Raw genomic sequence first — 25,909 nt, 5'->3', positions numbered from 1 at the left:
CGGCAAGATCGGCCGGACAGGGCCTAGCCGACGGTCACGGTCACCGTCACCACCGAGTACTGCACGACGGTCAGCGGCACGCTGACCGTCGCTCCCGTGACGGTGTACGGGACGGGCTTGGGTGTCGGGTCGGTGCCGTCCGGGGTGGCGACGGTGACGGCCGTGACGGCGGCGCCGGCCGGGAGGGCGTAGGAGAGCGTGCAGTTGGCGGGCGTGGTGCGGAAGGCCGCCGGGGTGTCGCCGAAGTTGGTGAAGTTCACCAGGTGGACGACGGTGTCGTTGCCGAGCCGCCGCGCGTCCAGGAAGATCCGGCGGTCCCCGGCCAGGGTGACGGCGGGCGGTGCGGACTGGCGGACGGGGGTGAGCAGTTGGTCGGCCGAGGCCTGGTCGGTCTTGGTGAGGTAGCTGAGCCCGGCCCGGTCGCGCACGTACCAGCAGGTGCCGCTGCCGTAGGCGTTCTGCTTGCTGGCCGGCAGCGGGCTGCCCCGGCGCAGTCCGAGCACGTCGGAGAGCGCGAACTCGGATCGCTGGCCGCCCAGTTCGTCGAGCGCGGTGGGCGCCGGGCCGGTGATCACGATCGTCCCGCCGGCCGCGACGAAGCCCCGCAGCACAGCCGCCTCGGCGTCCGAGACCGCCTGGAGGTCGGGCAGCAGCAGCACCTTGAACCGGGCCAGGTCGGCGGCGGCCAGGCCGGGGCTGGGCACCGTGTCGAACGGGATGTGCGCGTACACCAGCGCCTTCACCGCACCCCGGAACTCGCCAAGCCAGGGGACGGACGCGCAGCTCTGCTCCGGGTCGTCGCCGCCCCACCAGTCGCTGATCCCGGCCGGCGCGGTCGCGTTGACGTACATCCCGATGCCCGCCCCCGGGCTGACGTAGTCCCGGGACGGGCTGGAGTGGTAGACGCCGACCTGGGCGGTCGAGGCGGCGTTGTAGAGCCGCTCCTGGTTGGTCCGGACGAAGCGGTACATCCGGGCGCGCATCGCCGCGTCCACGGTGTCGTTCTTGTACGGCGTCTTCACCTCGTAGGGGTTGCAGCCGGCCGCGATCAGCTGGGACATCACCAGCGAGGCGTCGTCGGCCTGCCAACCGTAGGAGAACGCCCAGGCGGGCTTGGTGCCGCTGGCGCCGCGCGCGTACTTGTACATCGAGATGAGACAGACCCAGTCGGAGGCGGTGGCGTGCCGCATGCCGTCGTAGTTGCCGAGGATGTCCACCTCCCAGACCTGGCTGACGGCGCCGTCGGCCTGGCGCAGGTAGCCGCCGTCCAGGCCGATCGAGGTGGCGTAGCGGTAGTCCATCGAGACGGTCTCGACGAAGGTGACCAGGTCGGGGTTGACCGCGCGCCCGGCGGCGGCGATGTCGAGCTGGAACTGGAGCAGGTTGCGGTGGCGCCATTCGAGGTAGCGGCGGAACACCGGGTCGGCGAAGTCGGCGGCCTTGGGCAGGGCGAGGCCGGTGTCGGCCTTGAAGGCGGCCGCGCCCCAGGTGGAGGCGTCGCACCAGGAGAGCACGCCGTCGAAGTAGATCGGGACGTCCGGCCAGATGCCGTCCACGCCGGTGGCGGCCACGCCCTTGATCCGCTTGAGGTAGTAGTCCCGCCAGGGCGAGTTGGGGCTGAGCCAGACGCTCTCGTCGCCCGGGTCGACCCAGACCACCACGCTGCCGTAGAACACGTTGGGCTTTCCGGCGAGGTCGCGCTGCACCCAGGCGCCGCCCTGGTCGTTCTTGTAGAACGAGCGGCCCTTCTCGCCGCCGGGGGAGATCAGCTCCAGGGAGGGGTAGTACATGACGACCTTGAGGCCGGCGGCGTGCGCCAGAGCGGTGAAGGTCTTCACCTCGGCCATGTGGGCCGCGAACTCGGCGTCGGTGAGCCAGTTGGAGAGCAGGGTGTCGAGTTCGATGACGCTGACGTTCTGCGCCTTGAGGGCGTCGACGGCGCTCTGCATGTCGGCGGGCTCGTTGAAGGTGCCGTCACCGACACGGGCGAACCGGGCCCAGTCCGGCCAGGGCTGCGCCGTGGCGCCGCCGCCCGGGAGGGGGGCGGGTGCGGGCGCGGACTCGGGTACGGGCGCGGGCGCGGATTCCGGGGCGGCGGCCCAGGCCTGGCCGCCGGGCAGCAGGCGGACGGCGGCGAGCGCGCCGCCGGTGCCCAGGCCGGCCCGCAGCAGGCGGCGGCGGCCGAGGCGCGAGGTGGTGGCGGCGGTGGCGGGCGGTGTTCCTTCGTGCTCGGACATGGTGGTCCCCCCGGTGTGGGTTGGCGGATCACGGGAACGTGCGCGGAACGCTCGGTGCGGAGGAGGCGGTTCTCCCGGTCGGCGGCGCCTCCGAGCCGACCCTAGACCGCGAGCCGCCCGCCTGTTCGGCCCCTGTTCGCGGCTACGCCAGACGTCGGATCGCCGGTTGCCAGGTTGGCCGAGCCGGATTGCGCGCCGCCCCGCGCAAGCTCCTCCCCGGGGCGCTTGACAGTGTGCAGACCGCCCCCGGCGGTGACGGCGGGGGGAGCGCGGGGTAGGGGTGCTGGGAGCGCGCCGGTCGGATGATCATAGAAGTTCGACAGTGCTGTAGATTCACGGCACGGAGCGGCGGCAGGGACGAGGAGGGCACGATGAGCGTTTCGCTGGCCAAGGGGCAGAAGATCAGCCTGGAGAAGCCGGGCGGCGGTCAGCTGAGTGTGGTCCGGATGGGTCTGGGCTGGAAGGCCGCGCAGCCCAAGGGCTTCTTCGCCAAGCTGCTGGCCGCCGGTCGGGAGATCGACCTGGACGCCTCGGCGGTGCTGTTCTCCCAGGGGCGGCCGGTGGACGTGGTCTTCTTCCAGCACCTCAACAGCAATGACGGTTCCGTCCGGCACAGCGGCGACAACCTGGTCGGCGGCGCGGGCGACGCGACCGACGACGAGTCGATCACCGTGGATCTGACCAAGATGGCCGCCGAGGTCGACCAGATCCTCTTCACCGTCAACTCCTTCACCGGCCAGACCTTCCAGGAGGTCGAGGCGGCCTTCTGCCGGCTGGTCGACGAGCAGACGGGCGCCGAGCTGGCCCGGTACACGCTCACCGGGGGCGGCCCGTACACCGCGCAGATCATGGCCAAGGTGCAGCGCACGCCCGCCGGTTGGCAGATGACCGCGATCGGGCAGCCGGCCAGCGGGCGGACCTTCCAGGACCTGATGCCGGAGCTGGTCAAGCACCTGTGACCCGGCCCGGGGCCGGCCGGCCCCGGCCGGCCCCGTCCACTTCCCCCGCCGCAGCCCCGGGAGTCAGCGGGTTTCGAGGTCGCGGCGCCGGAACCCGGCCAGCGCCAGGGCGATCAGGGCGGCCGCGACCAGGGTGAGCGCCGCGAGCGGCGTCCAGTCCATGGCGGCCGCCGGGAGCCGGGGCACCTGCCCGAACGGGGAGAGCCGGTCCAGGCCCGCCGGGAGCTTCAGCAGCGGGCCCAGGTACCCGATCACGAACGCGTACACCGGCACCAGCCAGGCCAGCTGCGTCGCCCGGGGCAGCCAGCCGTACACGGCCGCGGCGAACCCGACCGTCACCCACTGGGCGGGCGCGAACGCCAGGGCCGCGCCGACCAGTCGCGGGAACGCGCCGGCGTCACCGGTGGACAGCGCCCCGGCCAGGCCGAAACCCACCCCCGCCGCGAGCAGCACCGCGGTCGAGCCCAGCAGCGCCGCCGCCAGGTGCCCGCCCAGCCAGCCGGACCGGGACACCCCGGTGGCCAGCACCGGCTCGGCCCGCCCGGCGCTCTCCTCGGCGCGCGGGCGCAGCGTCGCCAGCACCGCGTAGACCGCGCCGACCACCGCCACCACCAGCAGGGTCATCGCGGCGAAGGAGTCGGTGAGCGAGCGGCCGCCGAGCCGGGCGAGGGCCTCCTTCAGCTGGTCGACGTCCTTGACCATCGCGTCGGCGCCGCCCAGCAGCGACCCGTACATCGCGCCGAGCAGCAGCAGCGCGACCGCGAAGCCGCCCAGCAGGCCGCGGTGCAGGCGCAGGGCGAGGCCGAGCGGGGTGCCGAGGGCGGGGCGGGCGGTGGGCGGCCCCGGGCGGGCGGCGCGCAGCCCGGCGCCCACGTCCCGTCGGGTGCTCAGCGCGAAGCCGGCCGCGCCGGTGACGGCGGCCAGCGCGAGCGCGGGCAGCAGCGGCCACCAGCGGTCGTCCACGAAGGGGTAGCTGCGTTGGAGCCAGCCGATCGGGGAGGCCCAGGAGAGCCCGTTCGACCCGGCGTCCCCGGCCGCGCGCACCGCGTAGGCGGCGCCGAGCACCGCGAGGGCCAGCCCGGAGGCCGTCCGGGCGTGCGCGGTGACCTGGACGGCGACGGCGGCCACCGCCGCGAACAGCAGTCCGGCGGCGGTGGCCGCGGCCCCGAACAGCAGCGCGCCGCCGGTGCCGAGCCCGGGGACGCCGAGGGCGGGCAGCCCGGCGGCGAGCAGCAGGCCGAGCGCGAGGTCGGCGACGGCCGCGGAGCCGAGGGCGGCCGCGAGCTGGGCGTGCCGGCCGACGGCGGCGGAGCGGACCAGCTCGGCCCGCCCGCTCTCCTCCTCGGCCCGGGTGTGCCGGGTGACGGTCAGCACGCTCATCAGCCCGGCCAGCACCGCCAGCAGGCCGAGCAGCCGGTGGCCGAGCATGGCGCCCCAGGTGTAGTCGGCCAGGTAGTGCCCGGGGCCGGTCATGGCGAGGACGGCCGGGCCGGCGGAGGCGTGGGCGATCGAGGCGCGGTCGGCGGCGGTCGGGTAGAGGGTGTGCACGCTGTTGGCGCTGGCGAGGGTGAGCAGGCCGAGGCCGAACACCCAGGCGGGGAGGCGGAGCCGGTCGCGGCGCAGGGCGAAGCGGAGCAGCGTGGCGGTGCCGGACAGGAGGGTGTGCGAGCGGGGCGGACGCGGGGCCGTGGTGGGCGCGCCGGCCGCGGTGGTGGTGGCGGTCATCGGGCGGCCTCGCCGTCGACCGGGTGCCCGTTGGCGGCCAGCTCGTCGCCGTAGTGGCGCAGCATCAGCTCCTCCAGTGTGGGCGGGTGGCTGACCAGGCTGCGCAGCCCGGCCTCGCCGAGGCGGCGGATGGCGGCGTCCAGGTGGGCGCCGTCCACGGCGAAGCGCACCCGGGCGCCCTCGGTGCGGACGGCGTGCACGCCCTCCAGCGTGTCCAGCCCGGTGACGGGGCGGTGGGTCTCGGCCTCGACCGTGGTGCGGGTGAGGTGGCGCAGTTCGCCGAGGCTGCCGGTCTGCACCACCCGGCCGTGGCGGATGATGCTGACCCGGTCGCCGAGCTTCTCCACCTCGTCCAGGATGTGGCTGGACAGCAGGACGGTCCGCCCCTGGTGCCGGGCCTGGAGGACGACGTCCTGGAAGACCACCTCCATCAGCGGGTCGAGGCCGGAGGTCGGCTCGTCGAGCAGCAGCAGTTCGGCGTCGGAGGCGAGCGCGGCGACGATGGCGACCTTCTGCCGGTTGCCCTTGGAATAGCTGCGGCCCTTCTTGGTGGGGTCGAGGTCGAAGCGCTCGATCAGCTCGTCGCGGCGGCGGCGGTCGAGTCGGCCGCGCAGCCGGGAGAGCAGGTCGATGGCCTCGCCGCCGGTGAGGTTGGGCCACAGTTCGACGTCGCCGGGCACGTAGGCGAGGCGGCGGTGCAGTTCGACGGCGTCGTGCCAGGGGTCCTTGCCGAGCAGCCGGGCGCTGCCGCCGTCGGCGCGCAGCAGGCCGAGGAGCACCCGGATGGCGGTGGACTTCCCGGCGCCGTTGGGCCCCAGGAATCCGTGCACCTCGCCGGTCTCGACGGTGAGGTCGAGGCCGTCCAGCGCGGTGGTCCGGCCGAAGGTCTTGCGGAGGCCGGTCAGGGCGATTGCCTTCGTCATGCTGCTGAAGCTACCGTAGTTTCAGAAAAACGTGAATATTGGGAAGGCGTTAAAGTTCAGTCGAGTTGTTGATCACCGGAGAGGGGAAGGCGCGCGTGGTGGAGCGGGAAGCGGAGAAGGGGCGCGACGAGCAGGCGGTGTCGGACTTCGTCGAACGGTTCGCGGCCGAGCTGGTGGCCGCGGGCATGGGCCGGATGCCGGCCCGGCTCTTCTCCTGCCTGATGGCCGAGGAGAGCGGCGTCCTGACCTCCGCCGAGCTCTCCGAACGGCTGCGGATCAGCCCGGCCGCGGTGTCCGGCGGGATGCGTTACCTCACCCAGATCGGCCTGGCCGCCAAGGAACGCGAGCCGGGCTCGCGGCGCGACCGCTACCGGGTGCTGAACGACGTCTGGTTCGAGTCGCTGACCCGGCGCGACGAGTACCTGCTGCGCTGGGTGCGGGTGCTCAGGGAGGGCGAGGCCACCGTCGGCGCGGGTACCGTCGCGGGGGAGCGGCTGGCGGAGAGCGCGGCCTTCTTCGCGTTCATGGTGGACGAACTGCACGGCATGCTCGCGCGGTGGCGGGTGCACCGGGAGGGGCTGGGGCCGGGGGCGCTGCCCAGGGCCGGGGCCGGGTCGGATCCGGCGTAGGCCTGGTCTCGGGAGCTCGGCGGGGCGGGGAACGCGGAAGGCCCGCACCAGCTCCTTGGGTTCAAGGGGTGCGGGCCGTCGGCGGATGGGGCGGTGTCAGCGGGTCGGCGGGGCGGCCGAGGGGGAGAGGCCCGCGCTGGGGGTCGTGCTCGGGGCGGCGGAGGAGGGGGTGCCGCCCGGGGTGGGAGTGCCACCGGGGGTCGGCGTCGTCGTGGCGCACCCGGGGGTGGCCGGCGTGCCGGACGGCGTTCCGGTCGGGGTGGCCGTCGGGGACGGGCTGCCCGTGGGGGTGGTCGTGGCCGTCGGGCTCGGGCAGTCGGTGGGGGTGCCGGTCGGCGTCGTGGTCGGCGTCGTGGTGGGGGTGCCGGACGGCGTTCCGGTCGGGGTGGCCGACGAGGACGGGGTGCCGGTGGGGGTGCCCGACGGAGTCGTCGACGGCGTGCCCGACGGTGTGGTCGGCGGGGTCGACGGCGGCGTGGTGCTGGGCGCGCCCGTCGGGGTGGTGCTCGGGTCCGTCGTCGGCTGCGCGGAGGACGACTGCGTCGGGGCCGGCGAGGTCGGCTGCGCGCTCGGCGAGGGCTGCCCGCCCGGGGTCGGGGTGCTCCCGGGGGCGCTCGGCGTCCCGGGGGTGGCGCCCGGCGTCGTCCCGGTCGGCGGCAGCAGCGGCGCGAGCGGCAGGAGCGGGGAGGGCAGCGAGGCCGGCGGGGTCGAGGAGGCCGGGCGGTTCGGCACGGTGGTGACGCTGCCGCTGCCGTAGTGCGCCATCCAGTTGCGGACCGTCCGCAGGTACTCGCCCGAGTTGTTGTAGCTGAGGATCGCCCGGTCGAGCTGCGCCGGGTCGGAGAGGTCGCGCCCGCCCGCGCACAGGTAGCGGGCGGCGGTCTCGGCGGCGTCGAAGATGTTGTTCGGGTCGGCCTTGCCGTCGCCGTTGGCGTCCGTGCCCCAGGCCGCCCAGGTGGAGGGGATGAACTGCATCGGCCCGACGGCACGGTCCCAGCGCGCGTCGCCGTCGTAGCGCCCGCCGTCGCTGTCGGGTATCGCGGCGAAGCCGTTGCCGTCCAGCGCCGGACCGAGGATCGGGGTGAGGGTCGTCCCCGCCGCGTCCACCTGGCCGCCGTTGGCCTGGCCGGACTCGACCTGGCCGATCGCGGCCAGCAGTTGCCACGGCAGGTGGCAGCCGGGCGAGCGCTGTGCGGCCGAGGCCTCGGCCTGGCGGTAGGCGGCGAGCACGGTCGCGGGCAGGGCCGGGCCGGTGGCCGCGAAGGGGCCGGCGTCGGGAGCGCCGGGCACCGTGCCGGGCGGCTGCGGCAGTTGGACGGTGCCGCCGCCGTCGGCCGGGACGCCGGTGCCGAAGGCGCTGCCGGCGCCGCCGGTCGGGCCGCCGCCGGCCGGTGGGCCGGACTGGGAGGCGGAGGCGTCCGGCGTCGTCACGGCGTCGGCGGCCGCGACCGGGGCGAGCCCGAAGCCCGTCACCTGGGAGCCCGTCAGTGCGGCGAGTGCGGTGAAGGCCGCAGCCGTCCCCGTGACCCGCTTGCCGAGCCGCAGCCCGCGCCCGCCCTGCACCTTGCCGAACCTCGCCGTCATACCGTGCCCCTCCCCGTAGCCGTCCCGACCCTGCCGGAACGGATGAACCGTCGTCATCGTGCCTGCCGCCGGACGGCGGCTCCCGCCGCCGCAACGATTAGTATCACGACGGTCTGACGCGACGGGGGTGGCCGGAGGTTGCCGTGGCCCGGCGCGGACATCGAACACCGCAGGTCAGCAGGGGTGGGTGACCGATCGCTCGGGCTCGGGCCGGGATGCGATCCGCGGCGCGGCCGGGATGGCCGACGGCCCGGCCGGGTAGGCGAGTTGACGTGTGTGCGCGGCCCCCGCGGGTTCCGTCCGCGGGCCCGGTGGCGGCACCGGAGAGCCGCACGGGTCGAGCGTCGACGACATCTCCCCTTTCTGCCAAGGGAGTTGACCGGGGGCGTGCCGGTGGTGGGCCGGGCGTGCAGGGGCCCGGACCGGCGGTCCGGGGCGCGGGGGTGGTGCGTGCGCGTCGTTCCGGGCTCCCCGGCGGCGCCCGCCGCCGACCCTCCTGACCTGCGTTGATGTCCGCCACCGGGTGGGCGTTTCCCTACCAGGGCGAGCGTGCGGACACCAGGGGGCGGCCCCAACTCGCCCCTGGACGGGTGACGTTCTGGTGAAAAGGGCATGCCAGGAATCTCCGCCCGGCATGCTGTGCCCCGTGACCATGCGGATGGAGGCCCGGACTGTGAGCGCGAACCTGCCCGAGACCGTCGCCGAGGGAGCGGTCGTCCTGCCGGCCCCCCCTCGGGTGGTCGACGACCTGGCCCGCGACCTGACCCAGGCCGCGGCCGCCGTCCGGGCGGTCTCGCGGGTCGCCCGCAGCGGTGGGGACCTCGCCGTCGCCGCGTACACCGCCGTGGTGTGCACCGGGCGTTCGGCCGCCCGCGTACTGGAGGAGGCCGCCGCCTGGTGCCGGCAGGCCCCTGCGGCCGAGGTGCACTCGCTCGCCTGGGCCCGGGTGCCGGGGCACCGCGAGGACGTGGACGAGTACCGCGTCACCCTCGCTGTCAGCTTCCCCGACGACGAGACCGGCGAGCACCTCGGCGACACCCATCGCGCCCGCCGGTGAGGAATCCGTAGGATGATCCCCATGGACGACGGGGACACCAAGCAACTGACGGACGACCAGGCGCAGGACGCGACGGACGGCGGCCCGCGAGAGCTCTCGCGGGCCGCTGCCGTGGCCGTGACGGTGCTCGCCGTCCTCTGCGGCGCCGCCGTCCTGCTGGCCGTCTTCCACTGGCTGGGCTGGAGCGTCCCCTGGGTCGGCTGGATCGTCGCCAAGGCCGGTATCAAGCTCGCCGTCGGGGGCTTCGCCGGGCTCGCCGCCGCCTTCGCCTGGCTCCGGTCGCGGCTGGGGCGTTCGGCGGGCGACTCGCCGTCCTGACGGCGCTCCAGGGCCGGTCCGGGCCGGCGGTGCGTCAGCCGGAACGGCCCAGCAGCATCATGAAGAGCGCGTAGTTCGGGATCCGGCTGACCGCGGTGTTCGACAGCGAGAGGAACTTGCCGTCCTTCCTGACCACCAGGTAGCCGTTGACCACGCTGATCGACTTGATGTCGGACCAGGGCACGAAACCGCGCTTCACCGTGCTCAGCCCGGCCGAGCTGACCAGCAGGTCACCGAAGGCCAGTTCCTCTCCGTCCGCCAGCGAGGCCCGGGCCCCGGACAGCTGGGTGGCCGCGACGTAGTGTGCGGCGGTCTCGCCCAGTTCCGCCCACCTGCCCAGCTGGGTGCCCTTGTCCCCGCCGCTGAGCTTGGCGCGCCGCGGGTCGCGGTACTTGCCGTCGATCGTGAACGTCTCCCCGTCGTCCCGGGTGAACTGGTAGGAGAAGTCGGTCTCGGTGTAGATGCTGTGCGTGTAGTGGGCGACGGTCGACTGCAGCACGGTCGAGACCTCGTCCCAGCGGAAGACCGTGAGCTCCAGGCCGCCGCCCTCGTGCACCAGGCCGTGGTCGAAGTGGTAGACCCGGAGCTTCTCCTCCTCGCGCGGCCGGCCGAAGAGCCGTGTCTTCGTCAGCACCAGGAAGGACTGGCGCAGCAGGCCGAGGTCGGCCTCCTGTGCCTGCTCGGCCACTGCGGCGGTGATCTGGGTATCCGTGGTCTCGACGACCTTCACCATGGCTCGCTCCTGTGTGTGGCGACTACGTCCACCGCAGTATTCCCCGGAGCCAAGAGTGGTGAGACACAACAGCTGCTGCCCGAGCGGACTTTGACGGTCTTTCGGCCAATCGTGCGCCCCGCCGTGCCTCACCCGACCCGCGCCTCGACGGCCGCGGCCGAGCGGCCGGGCGCTCAACCCGCCTGCGGGGTGGGGCAGACGAGGTCGCGCTCGGGGGCGCGGTCGTCCAGCAGGTAGCTCTCGACGACGTTGGTGACGCAGGAGTTGGCGGTGGGGTACTGACCGTGGTCGCCGCTCCCGGTGACGGTCACCAGCTTGGAGCCGCGCAGTGCGCGGTGCGCGCCGAGCGCGGCCTCGTAGTACGTCGCCGGGTCGTGCACCGAGTTGAGCATCAGCACCGTCGGCAGGTGGGCGCCGGTCACCTTGACCTTGGGGGCGGTCGCGGTCGGCCAGGCCGCGCAGACCGCGCTGAAGGCCAGCGTGCGCGCGCCCGCCAGCGGATAGCGCGCGGTGTTCTCCGAGCCGTGCTGGACCCAGGTGTCCATGTCCTTGGTCCACGGGGTGTCGTTGCAGGTCACCGAGAAGAACTCGGCGAGGAACTCCGGGCTGAGGTACTGGCCGAACAGCTTCCCGGCCATCGTCCTGGCCGCGGGGTCGGCCCCCTGCCAGTCGTCGACGGCGGTCAGGGCCTGGGCGAGGAAGGGGAAGGTGTCCCGCTCGTAGATCGCGCTGATGGCGCCGTTGTCCAGTTGGTTCGGGCCGATGGTCAGGGAGCCGTCGACGATGGGCCGGTCGTGCAGCGCGGCGCGCCGCTGCTCCCAGTGCGCCTGCACCTCCTCGGAGGTGGAGCCCCAGTGGTAGGTGGCGTCGCGGGCCGCCAGCCACGGCACGAAGTCCTCGTCGAAGCGGCGCTGGAAGCTCATCGGCTGGCCCAGTTCGAACTTCGCCCAGGTGCCGTCGAAGCCGATGTTGCTGTCCAGGACCATCCGCTCGACCCGGTGCGGGAAGAGCGTGCCGTAGTAGGCCCCGATCATCGAGGCGTAGGAGGGGCCGAAGTAGCTGAGCTTCTGCTCGCCGAGCAGGCCGCGGAACAGGTCGATGTCGTGGGCAGTCTGCTCGGTGTTCAGGTAGGGCAGCAGATCGCCCGTGCGCGCCTGGCAACTGGCGGCCAGCTTCTTGGAGTTGGCGACCACCCGGTCGATCGCCGCCGGGGACTGGTCGCGGAAGTCGCCGGCCAGGAAGTCCTGGAACTCCTCCGGCGTCTGGCACACGGCCCGGGTGCTCTCGCCGACCCCGCGCTGGTCGAAGCCCACGATGTCGTACGCGGCGCCGACGGCGGGGGCGGCCGTGGCCAGGTTCGCCGGGCGCAGCAGGCCCGACGCGCCGGGGCCGCCGGCGGCCATCAGCAGCGTGCCCTTGCGCTTGGCCGGGTCGCCGGCGCGGTGCCGGGAGACGGCGATCGTCACGTCGGCGCCGGCGTCGGCGTGGTGCCAGTCGCGCGGGGCGACGATGGTGGCGCAGTCCAGCGCGGGCTGCTTGGCGCAGGGCTGCCAGGCGAGGGTCTGGTGGGTGTAGCGGGCGGGGGCGACCTCGGCGTCGCCCGGGTTGCGGCCGGCGTCCGGGGCGGCGCTGGCGGTGGCCGGCACGGCGAGGCCGGCCAGGGCGGCGACGGCGACGGCCACGGCGGCGCGCCGGGTGCGGGAGGCGGTGGCGTTCGGCGCGGTGGTGTTCGAGGCCGTGGTGTTCGATGCGTTGGTGTTCGATGCGTTGGTGTTCACGGGAATGATCCTGTCCGAGCCCGCCCTGACGGTCGATCATGCGGGGTTCCGTGTCCGGGGTGGTGCTGGGTACACCCCGGACACGGAGGATCGCCCCAGGTCGGTGCCAGCGGCTGCTGGGCGGGGATCGGGGAGTGCGGGAGGGGATTCGGCGGAGCCGAGGCGGGGTCAGGCGTTCTCGCGGACGGGCGGCGCGGAGGCCGGTGCGGCGTCCGGGGCGGTGGGCGCGGAGGCCGCGGTGGTGCCGGGGCGGCGCCGGGTCTGGGCCGCGATCAGCGAGCCGAGGACGATCAGTGCGCCGAGCGCCTGGAGCGGGCTGAGGTCCTGCCCGAGGGCCAGCCAGCCGATCGCGGTGGCGACCACCGGGCTGAGCAGCGAGAGGAAGGAGACCGAGGTCGGCGGCAGCGCCCGGATCCCGCGGAACCAGAGCGCGTACGTGAGGGCCGCGCCGATCAGGCTGAGGTAGCCGTAGCCGAGCAGGTTGCCGCCGGTGAGGTGGGACGGCGGGGCGCCCTCGACGAACAGTGCGACCGGCACCAGCAGCAGTCCGCCGGCGGTGAGTTGCCAGCCGGTGGTGGCGAGCAGCGGGGCGGGGGAGACCCAGCGCTTGGAGAGGACGACGCCGGTGGCCATGACGACCGCGCCGGCGAACGCGGCGGCCACGCCGACGGCGTCCAGCTGGGCGTTGGCCCGCAGGACCAGCAGGCTGACGCCCGCGATCCCCGCGATGCCGCAGATCACCGTGCGCGGCGTGAGCCGGTCGCCGAGCAGCGCGGCCGAGAGTCCGGCGGTGATCAGCGGCTGGACGGCGCCGACGGTGGCGGCGACCCCGCCGGGCAGGCGGTAGGCGGCGATGAACAGGAGGGCGAGGAAGGCGCCGATGTTCAGCGCGCCGAGGACCAGTGCGCGCCACCACCAGCTGCCCTTCGGCAGCCGGCGGGTGACGGCGATCAGCAGCAGTCCTGCGGGCAGGGCCCGGAGGACGGCCGCGAGGAGTGGGCGGTGGGGCGGGAGCAGTTCGGTGGTGACGATGTACGTCGACCCCCAGACGGCGGGGGCTATTGCCGTCATCAGCACGATTCCGAGGCGGTTTCTTAGCACTAAGCAAATATATCTCAGCGCTAAGAGATATCTCGCCGCTTTGATGGGGTGACGTGGCTCACAGTTACCTCATCGCTAAGGAATCCCGGTGCAATCCCCTACCCTGAACCTGTGGCAGATGCAGATCATGTGGACCGAGTAGTCGCGCAGTGGGCCGCCGAGCGCCCCGACCTGGACGTCTCCCCGATGGAGGTGTTCGGCCGGCTCAAGCGCCTCTACCGCCTGGTGGACACGGAGCTCAACCGGACCTTCGGCGAACACGGCCTGGACGCCGCCTCCTTCGACGTCCTCGCCACCCTCAAGCGCAGCGGCCCGCCCTACCGCCTCACCCCCACCGGACTGATGCAGTCCGCCATGGTCACCTCCGGTGCCATCACCCAGCGCCTGGACCGCTTGGAGGCCCGCGGCCTGGTCACCCGCACCCAGAGCGACCAGGACGGCCGCAGCCGCGTGGTCGCGCTCACCCCCGAGGGCCACGCCCTGATCGACCGCGCCCTCCCCGACCACCTCGCCACCGAGCGCGCCCTCCTCGCCGGCCTCGACGACCCCGGGACCGCCGCCCTCGTCGACGCCATGCGCACCCTCCTGGCCGCCCTCGGCGACAGCCCGGACTGAGCGGGAGGCGCGCGCGGGCGGGCCTCCACGCCCGACCGGCCTACGGGTTGACCGCCACCGCCTTGAAGAAGGTGTAGTGGAACGTCCCGCCCGGTTCGGCCGTGCGGCGCAGTTCGGCGATGCCGTGGTCGAAGGCGTCGGGGGTGGTCAGACCGGCGGCCAGCGCCTCGGTGCGGACGGCCTCGACCATCGCGACGAAGGTACGCCGGGTGAAGCCCTCGACCAGGGCGGGGCGGGCGCCGTCGGCGTGGACGGTGCGGGGGCGGACGGCCACGTCCCGGAAGCCGGCCTCCGTCAGGAGCGGGTACAGGCGGCGCCCGAGCAGGGCGTCGCCGCCCGCCGCCGCCTGGAGTCGCACCAGCAGGTCGACCGCGTCGCGGGCCGCCGGGCCCTGCGGGTGGAAGAATGCCGAGCCGTGGTCGCCCTCGATCACCGTGATCGTGCCGCCCGGCCGCAGCACCCGCCGCAGCGCGGTCAACGCGGCCACCGGGTCGGCCAGGTGCTCCAGCACGAAGCACACGAAGACGTGGTCGAACGCGCCGTCCGGGAAGGGGAGCCGGTGCAGGTCGCCGTGGTGCCAGGTGACCCGCGCGGTGGGCGCCTCGGCCGCCACCCGGGCCCGGGCCCGCGCCAGCGACTCCGCCGAGACGTCCACCGCCGTCAGCAGCACGCCGGGGCTGGCCGCCAGCAGGTGCGCGGTCTGCGCCCCCACCCCGCAGCCGGCCTCCAGCACCCGGCTGCCCGCCGGGTACGCGGTGCCCGCGTGCAGCAGCTCGGCGAGGGTGTCCGCCTGGTCGCCGAGCCGGTGCGCCTCGGTCTCCGAGTAGCCGTGGACGTAATCCGGGGCGTAGCCGTGGCCTGGGCCTGCGGCGTCCTGCCGGTCCTTCGGTGATGCCGTTTCCGTGGTCATGGCCCCACCCTCGCGCCACAATGGCCCGGTGAACAGGTCCAAAGAAGCACCGGACGGCAGGTCCAAACAGGCGGACCCGGGCGCCGACTTCCTCCAGCTCGACACCGCCGACGCCCCGCCCGGCGGCCTGACCGGCTGGCTCACCCGCCGGCTGCGCGAGGCCATCGCCGACGGCCGCCTCCCCACGGGCAGCCTGCTGCCCGCCACCCGGGGGCTGGCGGCCGAACTCGGCGTCTCCCGGGGAGTGGTGACCGACGCCTACCGGCGCCTGGCCGAGGAGGGCCAGATCGCCGGCCGGGGCAGGGGCGGCACCGTCGTCGTCGCGGCCCCTACGCCGCCCGCGCCCCCACGGTCGGCCGCAGCCCCGCTGCCGGACACGCCCCCGGCCCCGTCGCGCGCCCGGCCGGAGCCCGTCCTGTTCCACGCCGACCCCGACCCCGAGGTGTTCGACCTGCTGCGCGGCACGCCCGCCCGGATCGACCTCACTCCCGGCGTACCCGACCTCGCCGCCTTCCCCCGTGCCGCCTGGCTGCGCGCCGAACGCGCCGTCCTCGACGGCCTCGCCGCCGCCGACCTCGGCTACGGAGACGTCCGCGGCACCCCCGCGCTGCGCCGGGCCGTCGCCCACTGGCTGGCCCGCAACCGGGGCATCCGCGCCGATCCGGACGAGGTGCTGATCGTCGCCGGGACGGCCCAGGCCCTCGCCCTGCTCGGCCGGGCCCTCGGCCGGGTGGGCGTCACCGAGGTCGCCGTCGAGGACCCGGGCTCGCTCGGCGCCCGCCAGCACCTCGCCCACTGGCTCGCCGCGACCCCGCCCGTCCCGGTCGACGCCGAGGGCGTCCGGGTCGACGCGCTGCGCGCCACCGGTGCCCCGGCCGTCCTGCTCACCCCGGCCCACCAGTACCCGACCGGGGTCGTCCTCGGCGGCGAGCGGCGGCGCGAACTGCTGCGCTGGGCGGGCGAGGGCGGCCTGGTCATCGAGGACGACTACGACGCCGAGCACCGCTACGACCGCCCGCCCGTCCCCGCGCTGCGCGCCGTCCTGCCGGAGCAGGTCTGCTACGCGGGCAGCATCTCCAAGCTGCTCGCCCCCGCGCTGCGCACCGGCTGGCTGCTGGTGCCGCCGCGGCTGCGCGAGGCTGTCCTGGAGGCCAAGCGGTTCGCCGACCTGGGCAACCCGGTGCTGCCGCAACTGGTGCTGGCCCGGCTGATGGAGTCCGGCGAACTCGACCGCCACCTGCGGCTGTTGCGGCACCGCCACCGCCGTCGACGGGACGCGATGATCGCCGCCGTCCACGCCCACCTCCCTGGCGCCACCGTCCACGGCGCGGCGGCCGGCCTGCACCTGATGCTCACCCTGCCGCCCGGGGTCCGCTGCACGGACACCGAACTGGCCACGGCGGCGCTCGCCGAGGGCGTCAAGGTGCAGCCGCTGTCCTGGCACGCGCGCCTGCCGTACCCGCCGGGGCTGGTGCTCGGCTACGCGGCGGGTGCGCCGGGGGAGATCGCGGAGGGGATCGCCGTCCTGGGGCTGCTGCTGCGCCGGTAGGCCGCCGGACGTCCGGCGCCTGGCGCCCGTATCCCCCGTCCGCGCGGGCGCGGGTGTGCTCCTCCGGGGTCCGGGCTATGGTGGCGACGGGCTCGGGTGCCTGGACAGGCTTGGGTGCCTCGACGGGCCGTATCCCGCTGCCGACTTCAGGGAGGCGTGATGGCCGTGCTTCGGCGCACCGTCCAGTTCGGCGCGATGCTGGTGGTGTTGGCGGCCACGCTCGGGCCGGTTCCGGCCGGGTCGGTGTCGGCGTCCGCACCGGTGTCCGTGCCGGCCTCGATACCGGACGCGCCGGAGTCGATACCGGGGCGGGGAGTTGCCCCGGGAGAGGGGACGGTGGCGGCGGAGATGGCCGACCAGGACGCGCGGCAGCTCGCGGGGCGCCGGATCGTACTCTCCTACGCCGGTCCGACACCGCCGCCGGGTGTGCTGCGGACGATCCGGGAGGGGCGGGCGGCCGGGGTCATCCTGTTCGCCGAGAATGTCACGAGCCCGGCGCAACTGGCCGAGGCCGTAGGTCAGTTGCGGGAGGCGGCGGCGCAGTCGTCGGTGCCCGGGGGGCTGCTCCTGATGACCGACCAGGAGGGCGGCAAGGTGCGCCGCCTGCCCGGCGAGCCCGAACTCTCCGCCCGCCGGACCGGATCGGACCCCGACCCGCTCGGCGCGGCAGGCCGCGCCGGTGTCGGCGCCGCCGGGACGCTCGCGGACGCGGGGCTCAACGTGAACCTCGCGCCGGTGCTGGACGTCTACGACACCCCGGGCAACTTCATCGACCGCCATGAGCGCTCCTACGGCCAGGACCCGGCCGGCGTCGGCGAGTTGGGCAGCGCCTTCCTCGCCGCCCAGCAGGGCCTGGGCGTGGCCGCCACCGCCAAGCACTTCCCCGGGCTGGGCTCGGCCGCCAACGGCGAGAACACCGATGACCGCCCCGTCACCCTGTCCGTGCCGCTGGACGAGTTGCGCACCCGCGGTGAGGAGCCCTACCGGGCGGCCATCGCGGCGGGCGTCCGGCTGGTGATGGCCTCCTGGGCGGTCTACCCGGCGCTCGACCCGGACCGCCCGGCCGGGATGTCGCCCGCCGTGGTCCAGGGCGAGCTGCGCGGGCGCTTGGGCTTCCAGGGCGTCACGGTCACCGATGCCCTGGAGGCCGAGGCCCTCGCCTCGTACGGCGGCGCGGGCGACCGTGCGGTCGCTGCCGCCGAGGCCGGGATGGACCTGATCCTCTGCTCGGCCCGCGACCCGCAGCAGGCCGAGGACGCCACCACGGCCCTCGCCGACGCCCTGGACTCCGGCCGCCTCGACCGCGCCGCCTTCGCGGACGCCGTCACCCGGGTCGACGCCCTGCGGGCCTCCCTGGACTGAGCCGGCGGCGGTCGGCCGTCCCCGCGCGGGGCGCCGGGGAGAGCGGCCGCGGCAGGTGCGTGGAGCCCGACCCTCCGGGGTGGGATTACGCCATCGAAGGTCTGATTTCGGTCTGCTCGGCACTTCGAAGGCAGAATCGCGGTCATGACATGGGAATCACATGGCAAAGTCTCGTCATGGCACATGTGAAATGTCACATGTGACATCACCTGTTCTGATCGTTCCTCGTACCCTCCGAAGGAGAAGGCAATGAACCGCATCACTCGGATCGCCTCGGGCGCGGCCGGTGCCGTCGCCCTGCTCGCGGCGCCGGTGCCGGCGCTCGCCGCGTCGACCGGTGGCGCCGCCGAGACCGCCGCCACGGTGACGACCTGCGGCTACAGCGGCCTCCAGGCCGGGCTGTCGACCAAGGTCTGCGCCGAGGTCACCGGCGGCAGTGTCGTGCTGTACGGGCAGATCGGCCTGGCCGGTCCGCCCACCCCGGACACCCCGTGGCCGCCGAAGCCGCAGGAACTGCTCACCCGCCTGTCGGCCGGGGTGGTCGGCGGCGAGTCGCTCGGCTCGGCGAGCGTGCGTGCCGTGTTCACGGCCGCGACCGTGCGGGTCGACGGCATCAGCGTCACCGTGCCGTGCGGTTCGACCCTCCACGCGACCTTCGCGGTCGAGTCGATCTCGCGGGGGCCGGCCCCGGTCGAGGTGGATGTACCTGTAGGCTGCTGACGGAACCTCACCATGACCGCCGAGTCCGGGAGTTGGCAGCGTCCCGGGCTCGGCTTCCGGCGTTCCCGCGCACCCTCCGGATGTGACGTGGACCACCCGGGGGCGGCCCCCGCGGGCCGGGCCGCCACCAGGTGACGGCCGGGCGCCCACTGTGACGACTTGAAGAAACCTTCATCTGTGGCGATGATGCTTGCCGGCCGCCGGTGAGGACGCGGCCGCACACCCAGCGATCCGTACCCGAGGGAGGGACGCCGACGATGCCCGTCCCGCTGTACCAGGCCAAGGCGGAGTTCTTCCGCACCCTCGGCCACCCGGTCCGGATCCGGGTGCTGGAACTGCTCCAGGACGGGCCCCGGCCGGTGCGCGAGCTGCTGGCCGAGATCGAGGTCGAGCCGTCCAACCTCTCCCAGCAGCTCGCGGTGCTGCGCCGTACCCAGCTGGTCGCCGCCACCCGCGAGGGCAACACCGTGGTGTACGCGCTCAGCACCCCGGACGTGGCCGAGCTGCTGAGGGCCGCGCGCCGGATCCTGACCGAGCTGATCACCGACCAGGGCGCGCTGCTCACCGAACTGCGCGAGCCCGGCGGTCGGCCGCACCGTTGAGCCCGCCGAGGCCCTCGGGCCGACCGGACCCGAGGAGCCCGGCCGACCCGGCCGACCCGGCCGGTCCGGCGACCCTGGCCGGCCCGCTGAACCCGCGCCCGACCCGGTCGGCCGACCCGAGGAGAACACCCGCCATGAGCGAGAGCACGAGCGACGGCATGCGCGAGGAGAAGCGCCGACGCAAGGCCATGCTCATCCGGGCCGGCATCTACATCTTCGCCACGCACCTGTTCGCCGGCTTCGTGCTGCTGCTGTTCGCGCTCGGCGGCCGCAAGTAGGTACCTCCTACGTCCGAGGGCCGTCCTTCACGAGGTAGCGGTCGCTGGTGCTGGTCCAGGCCTGGACGCCCTCGATGAGCTCCCGGGTGCCGTCCAGGTACCAGCGCCCGGCCGGGTGGCGGCGGCGCAGGTCGCTGCGCAGGGCTTCGTTCTCCCGCCGCAGCCGGGCGACCCGGGAGCGGACGGCGCCGACGGCCCGGCTGCGGGTGCAGCCGCGGATCCGTTGCAGGGTGAGGACGGTGTTGAAGGCGGCCGCGCTCTGGCGTTCCTCCCGCTCCAGGGAGTACAGGTCGTTGATCAGCGTGGCGGCGTCGGCGGTGTTGGCGCGCAGCCGGTGCAGTGCGGGCTCCGCGTGGAGGGCGGCGGGGGCGTCGGCGCCGTGGACCCGTTCCAGTATGTTCATGAACGGGTAGAGGCAGCTGCCGTGGCGGCGCAGCCGCATGGTCTCGGGCAGTCCGAGGGCGGGGACGGTGCCCTGGGCGCGGTGTTCGGCCTCGGCGGGGAAGGTCTCCAGACAGGCCTGCCACTCCCGGGCGGCCCGGCCGCGCCAGTTGGGCGACATGCCCTGCGCCTGGCGGCTCCACAGGTCGTTCCAGGCGCGGAGCAGGTGGTCGCCCGAGCGCGGTGCCGGGCCCCCGCCGACCGGCGCGCAGGCGCCCGTCCGATCGGGCCCGGTGCGGCGCAGGGCGTCGATGAGCGGGTCGACGACGGCGCGGGCTTCGGCGGGGCGGTGCCCCGGCGGGCCGTCGAAGCGGTCGTCGAGGATGGTGAACCAGCCCAGCATGTCCACCAGCAGGTCGAGGTTGGCGCCGTGGGCGCGGGGGAAGGCGTGGCCGATCAACTCGTGCAGGGCGTAGGCCCCGTAGCGGGTCATCTCGGGCGGGGTGAGGAGGTTGCGGCCGACCACCCAGGCGGCGTGCCGAGCCGCGGCGGTGCGCAGTTCGCCGGACCGCTGCGGGAGTTGGGGCGCGGCGGGGGTCGGGGCGGGGTTGCTCACCGGGCAGCGGGCCGCCGCCGGGGCCTCGACGACCGAGCGGTCGTCTCCCGTCCGGTCGTCTCCTGCCCGGTCGTCCACCACTCGGTCGTCCGCTGCTCGGTCGTCCCCCACCTGGTCGTCCGCCGGGCTGTCCGGGCGGGGCACCCGGGCGCCGCGCGGGGTCAGCCGCACGCGCAGCCCGTGCGCCTGGACCGTCGTCCACACCACCTCCCGGGCCCGGGAGCCGGGGACGGCCACCGGCCGCCAGCGGCGCAGGATCGCGGCCGCCGCGACCGTCAGTTCGGCCCAGGCGAAGGCCTCCCCGACGCACTTGTGCTTGCCGGCCCCGAAGGGGAGGAAGGAGTGCCGCCCGACCCCGCCCGACTGCCAGCGCTCCGGGCGGAAGCGCAGCGGGTCCGGGTAGCGGTCCGGATCGCGGTGCAGCGCGGTGAGGCTGTAGAGCAGCTCGGTGCCGGCCGGGATCCGGTACGGGCCGAGGTCCACCGGCACCTGGGCGGTGCGCATCAGGAAGGCGTTGGGCGCGTGCAGCCGCACCACCTCCTGGGTGACGCTGCGGGTGTAGGTGAGCCTGGCCAGCGCCTCGGGGGTGGGGGCGGCGCCGGCGGGCAGGTGCTCGTCGAGTTCGGCGAGCACCCGGGCCTCCACCTCGGGGTGGCGCAGGAGTTCGTCGAGGAGCCAGGTCAGTGTGGTGGAGACGGTCTCGGTGCCGGCGCCGAACATGGTGATCGCCTCGGACCGGACGTCCGCCTCGGTGAGCGGCCGGCCGGTGCCCGGGTCGGTGGCGGCGCGCAGCAGGGCGGGCAGGGTGCCGCCCCGCTCGGCGGATCGGGCGCCCGTCGGCCGGACGGCCTGGTCGACGACCTGGTTGAGCACCCGGACGGCGGCGTCGAAGCGCCGGTTGACGGGCAGCGGCAGCCGGGCGAGCGCCGGGTGCGGGTAGAGGGACTGGACGATCTGGCCCTTCACCAGGTCCGGCAGGGCCTGGTGGAAGGCCAGGGTGGCGTCCTCGCTCAGCCGGGCGTCGAACAGCGAGCGGGTGACGATCTCCAGCGCGAGGTGGTTCATCTCCTTGGCCACGTCGAGGACTTGACCGGGGTGCCAGCGCCCGGCCCGTTCCTCGGTGACCTGGTGCATCACGGCGACGTACTCGGCCATCCGGTCCGGCCCGAAGGCGGGTTGGATGATCCGGCGGCGGTCGCGGTGGGCCTGGCCCTCGGACATCAGCAGGCCGTCGCCGAACGCCGTCTTGAGGGTGTCCTGGACGGCGCCGCGCGGGCAGTCGTAGGCGAGGGCGACGAGCAGGGTGTGGACGAGCGGGGCGTCGGTGACCACGCAGACGGTGCGCGGCCCGAGCCGGATCCGGACGACGCCGCCGTGCCCCGAGAGCGAGCCGAGGAAGCCGAGCGGGTCGCGCAGCAGGGCGGGCGCGTGGCCGAGGCCGGGGACCGCGCCGGGGGCGAGCGGGGGGACGGCCGCGCGGGTGGTGCGGGGTGCGGTGGGTGCGGTTCTCGGGGGGAGGTCCCGTTGCCGCGTCTCGGTCAGCAGGGTCATGTCAGTACCTCTCATCAGAGGAGCCGGTGCGGACGATACCGGGGGCCCCGGCGGGCCGGGAGGTGGGGGGCCGGCTCGCGCGGATCCGCGCGTGCCCCGGCTGGAGGGGCGCACGTTATGGCAAACGCGCCGGTCCGACGGGCGTTGCGCCGAACGCGGGCGGATCACTCCAACGGTCGATCATCCGCAGTGGCTCCGACCGCCCCGGAACGTGGTGCTGACCTGCGGTGAAGGCCCCACCGGAAAGATCCGGGCCGGGCCCCTCGCGGAGGGTCTTTGGACCCTCGCCGTCCGGCCGCCCGAGGGCCAGCATGGTCCAGGAGAAGGAGGACCCTGATGACCAGTCTGCGCCACCGGCCCGCCCTCGACGTCCGGGTGGAGATCCGCGGCGAGCTGCCGCGCGAGGACGCCGAGTACGCCCGGGCGCAGGCACTGGACACGGCGGTCGGGCTCGGCCCCGGAACCCGCGCGCTGCGCATCCGGCTCACCCGCGTGCGCGACCGGGCCATGACCCGGCCCGCCCTCGCGCAGGCCGACGTCGACCTGGCCGGCGTCGGCCCGGTCCGGGTGCAACTCGCCGCCGCCACCGCCCGCGAGGCCGTCGACGTCACCCTGGGCACCCTCGCCGGCCGGGCCGGCCGGCTGCGCGAGCAGGGTGACATCGGGTTCGCCGCCGCCCACGAGAGCGCCTACCGCCCGCAGTACGCCGCCCGCCCGCTCGCCGAACGGCGGATCGCCCGGCGCAAGGAGGTCGTCCCCGCCCGCCGCACCCCCGAGCAGGCCACCCGCGAACTGCTCGCGCTGGACCGGCCGTTCCACCTCTTCGCGGACGCCGTGACCGGCCGGGACGCGCTGGTCCACCGCTGTCCGCTCAGCGGCGCGCCCGGGGCGGGCCCGTCCACGGGCGCCGACCCGGCGGGCCCGCTCGACCTCGCCGAGGCGGCCCGGCGGCTCTGGCTGACCGGCGGCCCGTTCGTCTGCTACGCCGACCCCGGCGACGGCCGTGCCCGGGTGCTCTACCGCCGCTACGACGGCCACTACGGCCTGATAACGCCGGTAGCGGAGCCTCGTTGACGGGCAGGAGAACCACCGGGGCGGGCCCACCGGCCCCGCTGGCCACGACCGCCACGACCGCCACGACTTCCACGACAGGGGAACCGGGACCATGGACTGCGACGAGGTCATGCTGACCGTCCGGATCACCGCCGCCGAACGCGCGCTGCTGCGGGCCCTCGCGCGCGGCCACGGCGGGGACGTCTCCGAGGTGGTGGTCGACGGCCTGCTGGAGGTCATCCCCGCGCTGCACGACGACGCCTCCGCGCTGCCGCTGCGACGCGTCCTGGCCCGGCCCGCCCCCTGCGCCCTGACCCTCTGGTTGCCCGCCCCGATCGCGGACCTGCTGCCGCTGCTGGGCGAGCGGATCGCGCGCACCGGCGGTCCGTCGAGCGGCCCGGCCAGTGCCGCGCTGTCCGCCGCGCTGCGCCTGTGGCTCGCCGGGGACCGGGCGGGGCTGGCCGCCGGGCTGGCCCGGCTGCACGGCGGCTGCGCCGGCGGCCGGGCGGCGGCGCAGCAGGCCCCGGTGCGGGCAGCGGCCTGACCGCTGGTTGACGCAGCGTCAGCCACTGGCGCCAGCTGGCATGTCCTGGGCGGGAATTGGCCAGTTCAGGACTCTGGCCACGGCCCCGTGACACGCCCTAGCATTTCCGTCACGGCCGTCTGAGCCCAGGCCCCGGGACTCCGGCCGGGTGGCCGCCACCACCCCGTTGCCGGGGAGCGCACACCCCCCGAGTGCGCTTCCCGGCACCGTCACGTCCGGGGCCGCCCCTGGGGTCTCTCGGGCAGCCCTCGGCCCGCCCCTGCGGTGTCGTCCGCTTCGTGCGACCCGGCCGGCCGCGCGCCAGCGGGCCGAATTCCGCAAGAGGTTTTCGTTATTCCCGCCTGGCCCGCCGCTCTCCTGAGTGCCGGAAGGTCCGGGCCCCGCTCCGCGGAGCGCCCGCACCTCGTACGAGGAGGGGAAGACGCGATGGGACGCCGGAGCGCGGAGCCGTGCCCCCCCGTAGCGGCAACTCGCCTCCGGCGTCGGCCGGTTCACTTCGCGACGGGTGGCGGCGCGCTGGTGCTCGGGCTCGACGGCCGCTGGTACTACGGTGGTCGGCTAGGGCGTGTCCTGATCCACAGGACACGCCTCGGGGCGATCCGACGATTCTCGCAGGGCGCGAACCGTCGGGCCCGCCCCTGGGGGAGTTCCAGCAGCCCGAACGGCCGGCCGTGCAACAACCGGCCGCTGCTGAAGGCCTCCTGAGACCGTCCGGCGGCGCCGGGTGCGGGCACCGTCACCACCCGGCGGCGCCCGCACCCGGCGTCACCGCTCCCTGCCCCTCACCCCTCACGAGGATTGCCCGCCATGCGAACCCGACCCCTCGTCGTCGCCCTCGCCCTCGCCGGTGCGGCCGTGCTGCCCGCCGCCGTGCCGGTCGCCGCCCACGGCGACTCCGTCCACCTGGACGTCTCCGGCCAGCGGAACGGCCGCGTCAGCACCATCGCCACCTGGGAGAACGACCACGACCCGGTCACCGGGGAGTTCACCGGCACGCTGGCCGCGACGGCCACCGACGGGCGCACGGCCGGCCCCTGGCGCCTGGTCGCCGTGCCGGGCGAGCCGGGGACCTACACCACCCGGGAGATCCTCCCGGCCGGCCACTGGCGGGTGAGCGTCGACTGCGCGTTCCCCTCGCCGGGGCACGGCGAGGGTGAACTCGACGTGGAGGCCGCGGTGATCGGTGATCCGCCGCTGCCGGGGGCGACGGGCGCGACGACCGGCGCCCCGGCCCCGATACCCGCGCCCGTGCCCCCGACCACGCCCCCGGCCACGCCCCCGGCCCCGACCGCCCCGACGGCCGCCGACGGCGCCGCCCGGGCCCGCTCCGGCGCCCGCGACACCCCCTCCGACACCACGCCCGACGCCGCCGCCTGGGCCGCGATCGGCACCGCCGTCGCGGCCGTCGTACTGGTCGCCACCGGCTTCTGGCTCCGCCGCCGCCCCCACCGCTGAGTCCGCCACCGAGTCCACCACCGAGTCCGCCACTGAGTCCGCCACCGAGTCCACCGCTGAGCCCGGCGGCGGGAACCGTCGAGCGCGAACCACCGTCCCAGAGGTCACCGGGCGCCACCGGGCGCCCGGCCGACCGCAAGGGAGCGTCCGCGCATGAAGAAGGTCCTGATCACCGGCGGCGCGGGATTCATCGGCAGTTCGGTGGTGTTCGCCCTCCTCGACCAGGGCATCACCCCGGTCATCCTGGACGACCTGTCCAAGGGCCGGGCCGAGTTCGTCGAGGGCAAGGTGTTCTACCAGGGCGACGTCGCCGACGTGGCCCTGCTCGACCGGATCTTCGCCGAGCACCCGGACATCGACGCCGCCGTGCACTGCGCGGCCAGGATCGTCGTCCCGGACTCGGTGGCCAGGCCCCTGTACTACTACCGGGAGAACGTCGGCAAGACCGTCGAACTGCTCGACGCCCTCCAGCGCCACGGCTGCACCCGCGTCGTCTTCAGCAGCTCCGCCTCCATCTACGCGCCCACCCCGGACGGGCGGGTCGACGAGAGCAGCCCGGTCGAGGCCAACAGTCCGTACGCGCGCACCAAGCTGATGATGGAGCAGGTGCTCCAGGACTGGACCAGGGGGGAGGGCGCCGAGCGGCAGCGGGTCATCGCCCTGCGCTACTTCAACCCGATCGGCGCCGACCCGCGGCTGCGCACCGGACTCCAGGACCTCAACCCCACCCACGCCCTGGGCAAGCTGATCGAGGCGCACACCAACGGAACCCCGTTCACCGTGACCGGTGTCGACTGGGCGACCAGGGACGGCTCCGGCATCCGCGACTACGTCCACGTGCGGGACCTCGCCGAGGCGCACGTCGCGGCGCTGCTCCGCTTCGACGAGGTGATCGCCGAGGGCGCCGAGGACCGCTACCAGGTCATCAACGTCGGCACGGGCGACGGCACCACCGTGCGCGAGCTGATCGCCGCCTTCGAGCAGGCCGTCGGCGCGACGCTCGACGTCCGCGAGGCGGGCCCCCGGCCGGGCGACGTGATCGGCTGCTACGCGGCCGTCGACACCGCCCGCGAGCTGCTCGGCTGGCAGCCGCGGCGGGGCATCGCCGAGGGCGTCGCCGACGCGCTGGCCTGGCGCGCGCAGTGGGCCGCCCGCCTCGGCGCCAGCTGATCCCCGGCGCGGCCGCTCCCGGGCCCGGAGAGGGCCGGCCAAATGGCGCGCAAAAAGGG

At 74.9% G+C, this 25,909-nt stretch carries 23 protein-coding genes; 14 read left to right on the top strand and 9 right to left on the bottom strand.

The genetic code is table 11. The annotated features are described in order from the left end of the window. Positions 1-23: 23 nt before the first annotated feature. Positions 24-2,237, bottom strand: coding sequence for a hypothetical protein (locus tag ABT015_RS14895; protein ID WP_350879398.1), 2,214 nt, complete (start codon positions 2,235-2,237; stop codon positions 24-26). 371 nt (positions 2,238-2,608) lie between these two features. Between ABT015_RS14895 and ABT015_RS14890 the strand changes: the two genes are divergently transcribed. Beyond that, a complete protein-coding gene (locus ABT015_RS14890) occupies positions 2,609-3,196 on the top strand; it encodes a TerD family protein (protein ID WP_350879397.1) in 588 nt (195 codons plus the stop codon). 63 nt (positions 3,197-3,259) lie between these two features. Here the strand turns inward: ABT015_RS14890 and ABT015_RS14885 are convergent, their stop codons facing one another. Together ABT015_RS14885 and ABT015_RS14880 are read right to left on the bottom strand one after the other, a co-directional pair. Next, the gene (locus ABT015_RS14885; protein WP_350879396.1) at positions 3,260-4,921 is read right to left on the bottom strand and encodes an ABC transporter permease; all 1,662 of its coding nucleotides are present in this window, start codon (positions 4,919-4,921) and stop codon (positions 3,260-3,262) included. Next, positions 4,918-5,844: an ABC transporter ATP-binding protein gene (locus ABT015_RS14880; RefSeq protein WP_350879394.1), complete on the bottom strand. Its 927-nt coding sequence runs from the start codon at positions 5,842-5,844 to the stop codon at positions 4,918-4,920. Before ABT015_RS14880 ends, ABT015_RS14885 begins: the two co-directional genes overlap by 4 nt. A 95-nt stretch (positions 5,845-5,939) precedes the next feature. On the opposite strand from ABT015_RS14880, the gene ABT015_RS14875 reads away from it, so the two are divergent. Then, the gene (locus ABT015_RS14875) at positions 5,940-6,473 is read left to right on the top strand and encodes a GbsR/MarR family transcriptional regulator (protein WP_350879393.1); all 534 of its coding nucleotides are present in this window, start codon (positions 5,940-5,942) and stop codon (positions 6,471-6,473) included. Positions 6,474-6,569: 96 nt separating this feature from the next. Here ABT015_RS14875 and ABT015_RS14870 read toward each other — a convergent pair whose 3' ends face one another. Then, on the bottom strand, positions 6,570-8,057 hold the full coding sequence (locus tag ABT015_RS14870) for a lytic transglycosylase domain-containing protein (protein WP_350879392.1): 1,488 nt from the start codon (positions 8,055-8,057) through the stop codon (positions 6,570-6,572). 673 nt (positions 8,058-8,730) lie between these two features. On the opposite strand from ABT015_RS14870, the gene ABT015_RS14865 reads away from it, so the two are divergent. Together ABT015_RS14865 and ABT015_RS14860 are read left to right on the top strand one after the other, a co-directional pair. Beyond that, positions 8,731-9,114 carry a hypothetical protein gene (locus ABT015_RS14865; protein ID WP_350879391.1) on the top strand — a complete coding sequence of 128 codons (384 nt, stop codon included), beginning with the start codon at positions 8,731-8,733 and terminating at the stop codon, positions 9,112-9,114. A 21-nt stretch (positions 9,115-9,135) separates the two neighbouring features. Beyond that, positions 9,136-9,432, top strand: a complete 297-nt coding sequence (locus ABT015_RS14860) for a hypothetical protein (protein WP_350879389.1) — start codon at positions 9,136-9,138, stop codon at positions 9,430-9,432. Positions 9,433-9,466: 34 nt separating this feature from the next. On the opposite strand, the gene ABT015_RS14855 is transcribed toward ABT015_RS14860, so the two are convergent. The 3 genes from ABT015_RS14855 to ABT015_RS14845 all read right to left on the bottom strand — a co-directional run bounded on the left by ABT015_RS14855 (position 9,467) and on the right by ABT015_RS14845 (position 13,014). Then, complete coding sequence (locus ABT015_RS14855) at positions 9,467-10,165, bottom strand: DUF6585 family protein (protein WP_350879388.1); 699 nt, start codon at positions 10,163-10,165, stop codon at positions 9,467-9,469. Positions 10,166-10,338: 173 nt separating this feature from the next. Next, a complete protein-coding gene (locus ABT015_RS14850) occupies positions 10,339-11,943 on the bottom strand; it encodes an alpha/beta hydrolase (RefSeq protein WP_350879387.1) in 1,605 nt (534 codons plus the stop codon). A 168-nt stretch (positions 11,944-12,111) separates the two neighbouring features. Further along, complete coding sequence (locus tag ABT015_RS14845; protein WP_350879386.1) at positions 12,112-13,014, bottom strand: EamA family transporter; 903 nt, start codon at positions 13,012-13,014, stop codon at positions 12,112-12,114. 141 nt (positions 13,015-13,155) lie between these two features. On the opposite strand from ABT015_RS14845, the gene ABT015_RS14840 reads away from it, so the two are divergent. Then, complete coding sequence (locus tag ABT015_RS14840) at positions 13,156-13,659, top strand: MarR family winged helix-turn-helix transcriptional regulator (RefSeq protein WP_350879385.1); 504 nt, start codon at positions 13,156-13,158, stop codon at positions 13,657-13,659. Positions 13,660-13,699: 40 nt separating this feature from the next. Here the strand turns inward: ABT015_RS14840 and ABT015_RS14835 are convergent, their stop codons facing one another. Then, positions 13,700-14,569: an L-histidine N(alpha)-methyltransferase gene (locus ABT015_RS14835; protein ID WP_350879384.1), complete on the bottom strand. Its 870-nt coding sequence runs from the start codon at positions 14,567-14,569 to the stop codon at positions 13,700-13,702. Between ABT015_RS14835 and pdxR the strand changes: the two genes are divergently transcribed. From pdxR to ABT015_RS14810, 5 genes are all read left to right on the top strand, one after another. Continuing rightward, on the top strand, positions 14,568-16,118 hold the full coding sequence (gene pdxR / locus ABT015_RS14830; RefSeq protein WP_502897320.1) for a MocR-like pyridoxine biosynthesis transcription factor PdxR: 1,551 nt from the start codon (positions 14,568-14,570) through the stop codon (positions 16,116-16,118). The genes ABT015_RS14835 and pdxR overlap by 2 nt on opposite strands. A 159-nt stretch (positions 16,119-16,277) precedes the next feature. After that, positions 16,278-17,480 carry a glycoside hydrolase family 3 N-terminal domain-containing protein gene (locus ABT015_RS14825; protein ID WP_350879379.1) on the top strand — a complete coding sequence of 401 codons (1,203 nt, stop codon included), beginning with the start codon at positions 16,278-16,280 and terminating at the stop codon, positions 17,478-17,480. Positions 17,481-17,729: 249 nt separating this feature from the next. Continuing rightward, positions 17,730-18,200 carry a hypothetical protein gene (locus ABT015_RS14820; protein ID WP_350879377.1) on the top strand — a complete coding sequence of 157 codons (471 nt, stop codon included), beginning with the start codon at positions 17,730-17,732 and terminating at the stop codon, positions 18,198-18,200. Between the two features lie 257 nt (positions 18,201-18,457). Further along, positions 18,458-18,802, top strand: a complete 345-nt coding sequence (locus ABT015_RS14815; RefSeq protein ID WP_063350638.1) for an ArsR/SmtB family transcription factor — start codon at positions 18,458-18,460, stop codon at positions 18,800-18,802. Between the two features lie 134 nt (positions 18,803-18,936). Next, complete coding sequence (locus ABT015_RS14810) at positions 18,937-19,080, top strand: DUF6126 family protein (RefSeq protein ID WP_350879374.1); 144 nt, start codon at positions 18,937-18,939, stop codon at positions 19,078-19,080. 7 nt (positions 19,081-19,087) lie between these two features. On the opposite strand, the gene ABT015_RS14805 is transcribed toward ABT015_RS14810, so the two are convergent. Continuing rightward, positions 19,088-21,628, bottom strand: a complete 2,541-nt coding sequence (locus ABT015_RS14805) for a cytochrome P450 (protein ID WP_350879373.1) — start codon at positions 21,626-21,628, stop codon at positions 19,088-19,090. A gap of 336 nt (positions 21,629-21,964) precedes the next feature. On the opposite strand from ABT015_RS14805, the gene ABT015_RS14800 reads away from it, so the two are divergent. From ABT015_RS14800 to galE, 4 genes are all read left to right on the top strand, one after another. Beyond that, entirely contained in the window at positions 21,965-22,702 is a 738-nt protein-coding gene (locus ABT015_RS14800) for a sigma 54 modulation/S30EA ribosomal C-terminal domain-containing protein (protein WP_350879372.1), read from the top strand. Between the two features lie 91 nt (positions 22,703-22,793). Further along, the gene (locus ABT015_RS14795) at positions 22,794-23,225 is read left to right on the top strand and encodes a hypothetical protein (RefSeq protein ID WP_063350641.1); all 432 of its coding nucleotides are present in this window, start codon (positions 22,794-22,796) and stop codon (positions 23,223-23,225) included. An 807-nt stretch (positions 23,226-24,032) separates the two neighbouring features. Then, positions 24,033-24,680 carry a hypothetical protein gene (locus ABT015_RS14790; RefSeq protein ID WP_350879371.1) on the top strand — a complete coding sequence of 216 codons (648 nt, stop codon included), beginning with the start codon at positions 24,033-24,035 and terminating at the stop codon, positions 24,678-24,680. 153 nt (positions 24,681-24,833) lie between these two features. After that, entirely contained in the window at positions 24,834-25,850 is a 1,017-nt protein-coding gene (gene galE / locus ABT015_RS14785; protein WP_350879370.1) for a UDP-glucose 4-epimerase GalE, read from the top strand. Positions 25,851-25,909 lie beyond the last annotated feature (59 nt).

Source organism: Kitasatospora sp. NPDC094016 (assembly GCF_040304045.1).
Classification (GTDB): Bacteria; Actinomycetota; Actinomycetes; order Streptomycetales; family Streptomycetaceae; genus Kitasatospora.
The sequence above is the reverse complement of the archived record's forward strand: the minus strand, read 5'-3'. Positions and strand labels throughout refer to the sequence as shown.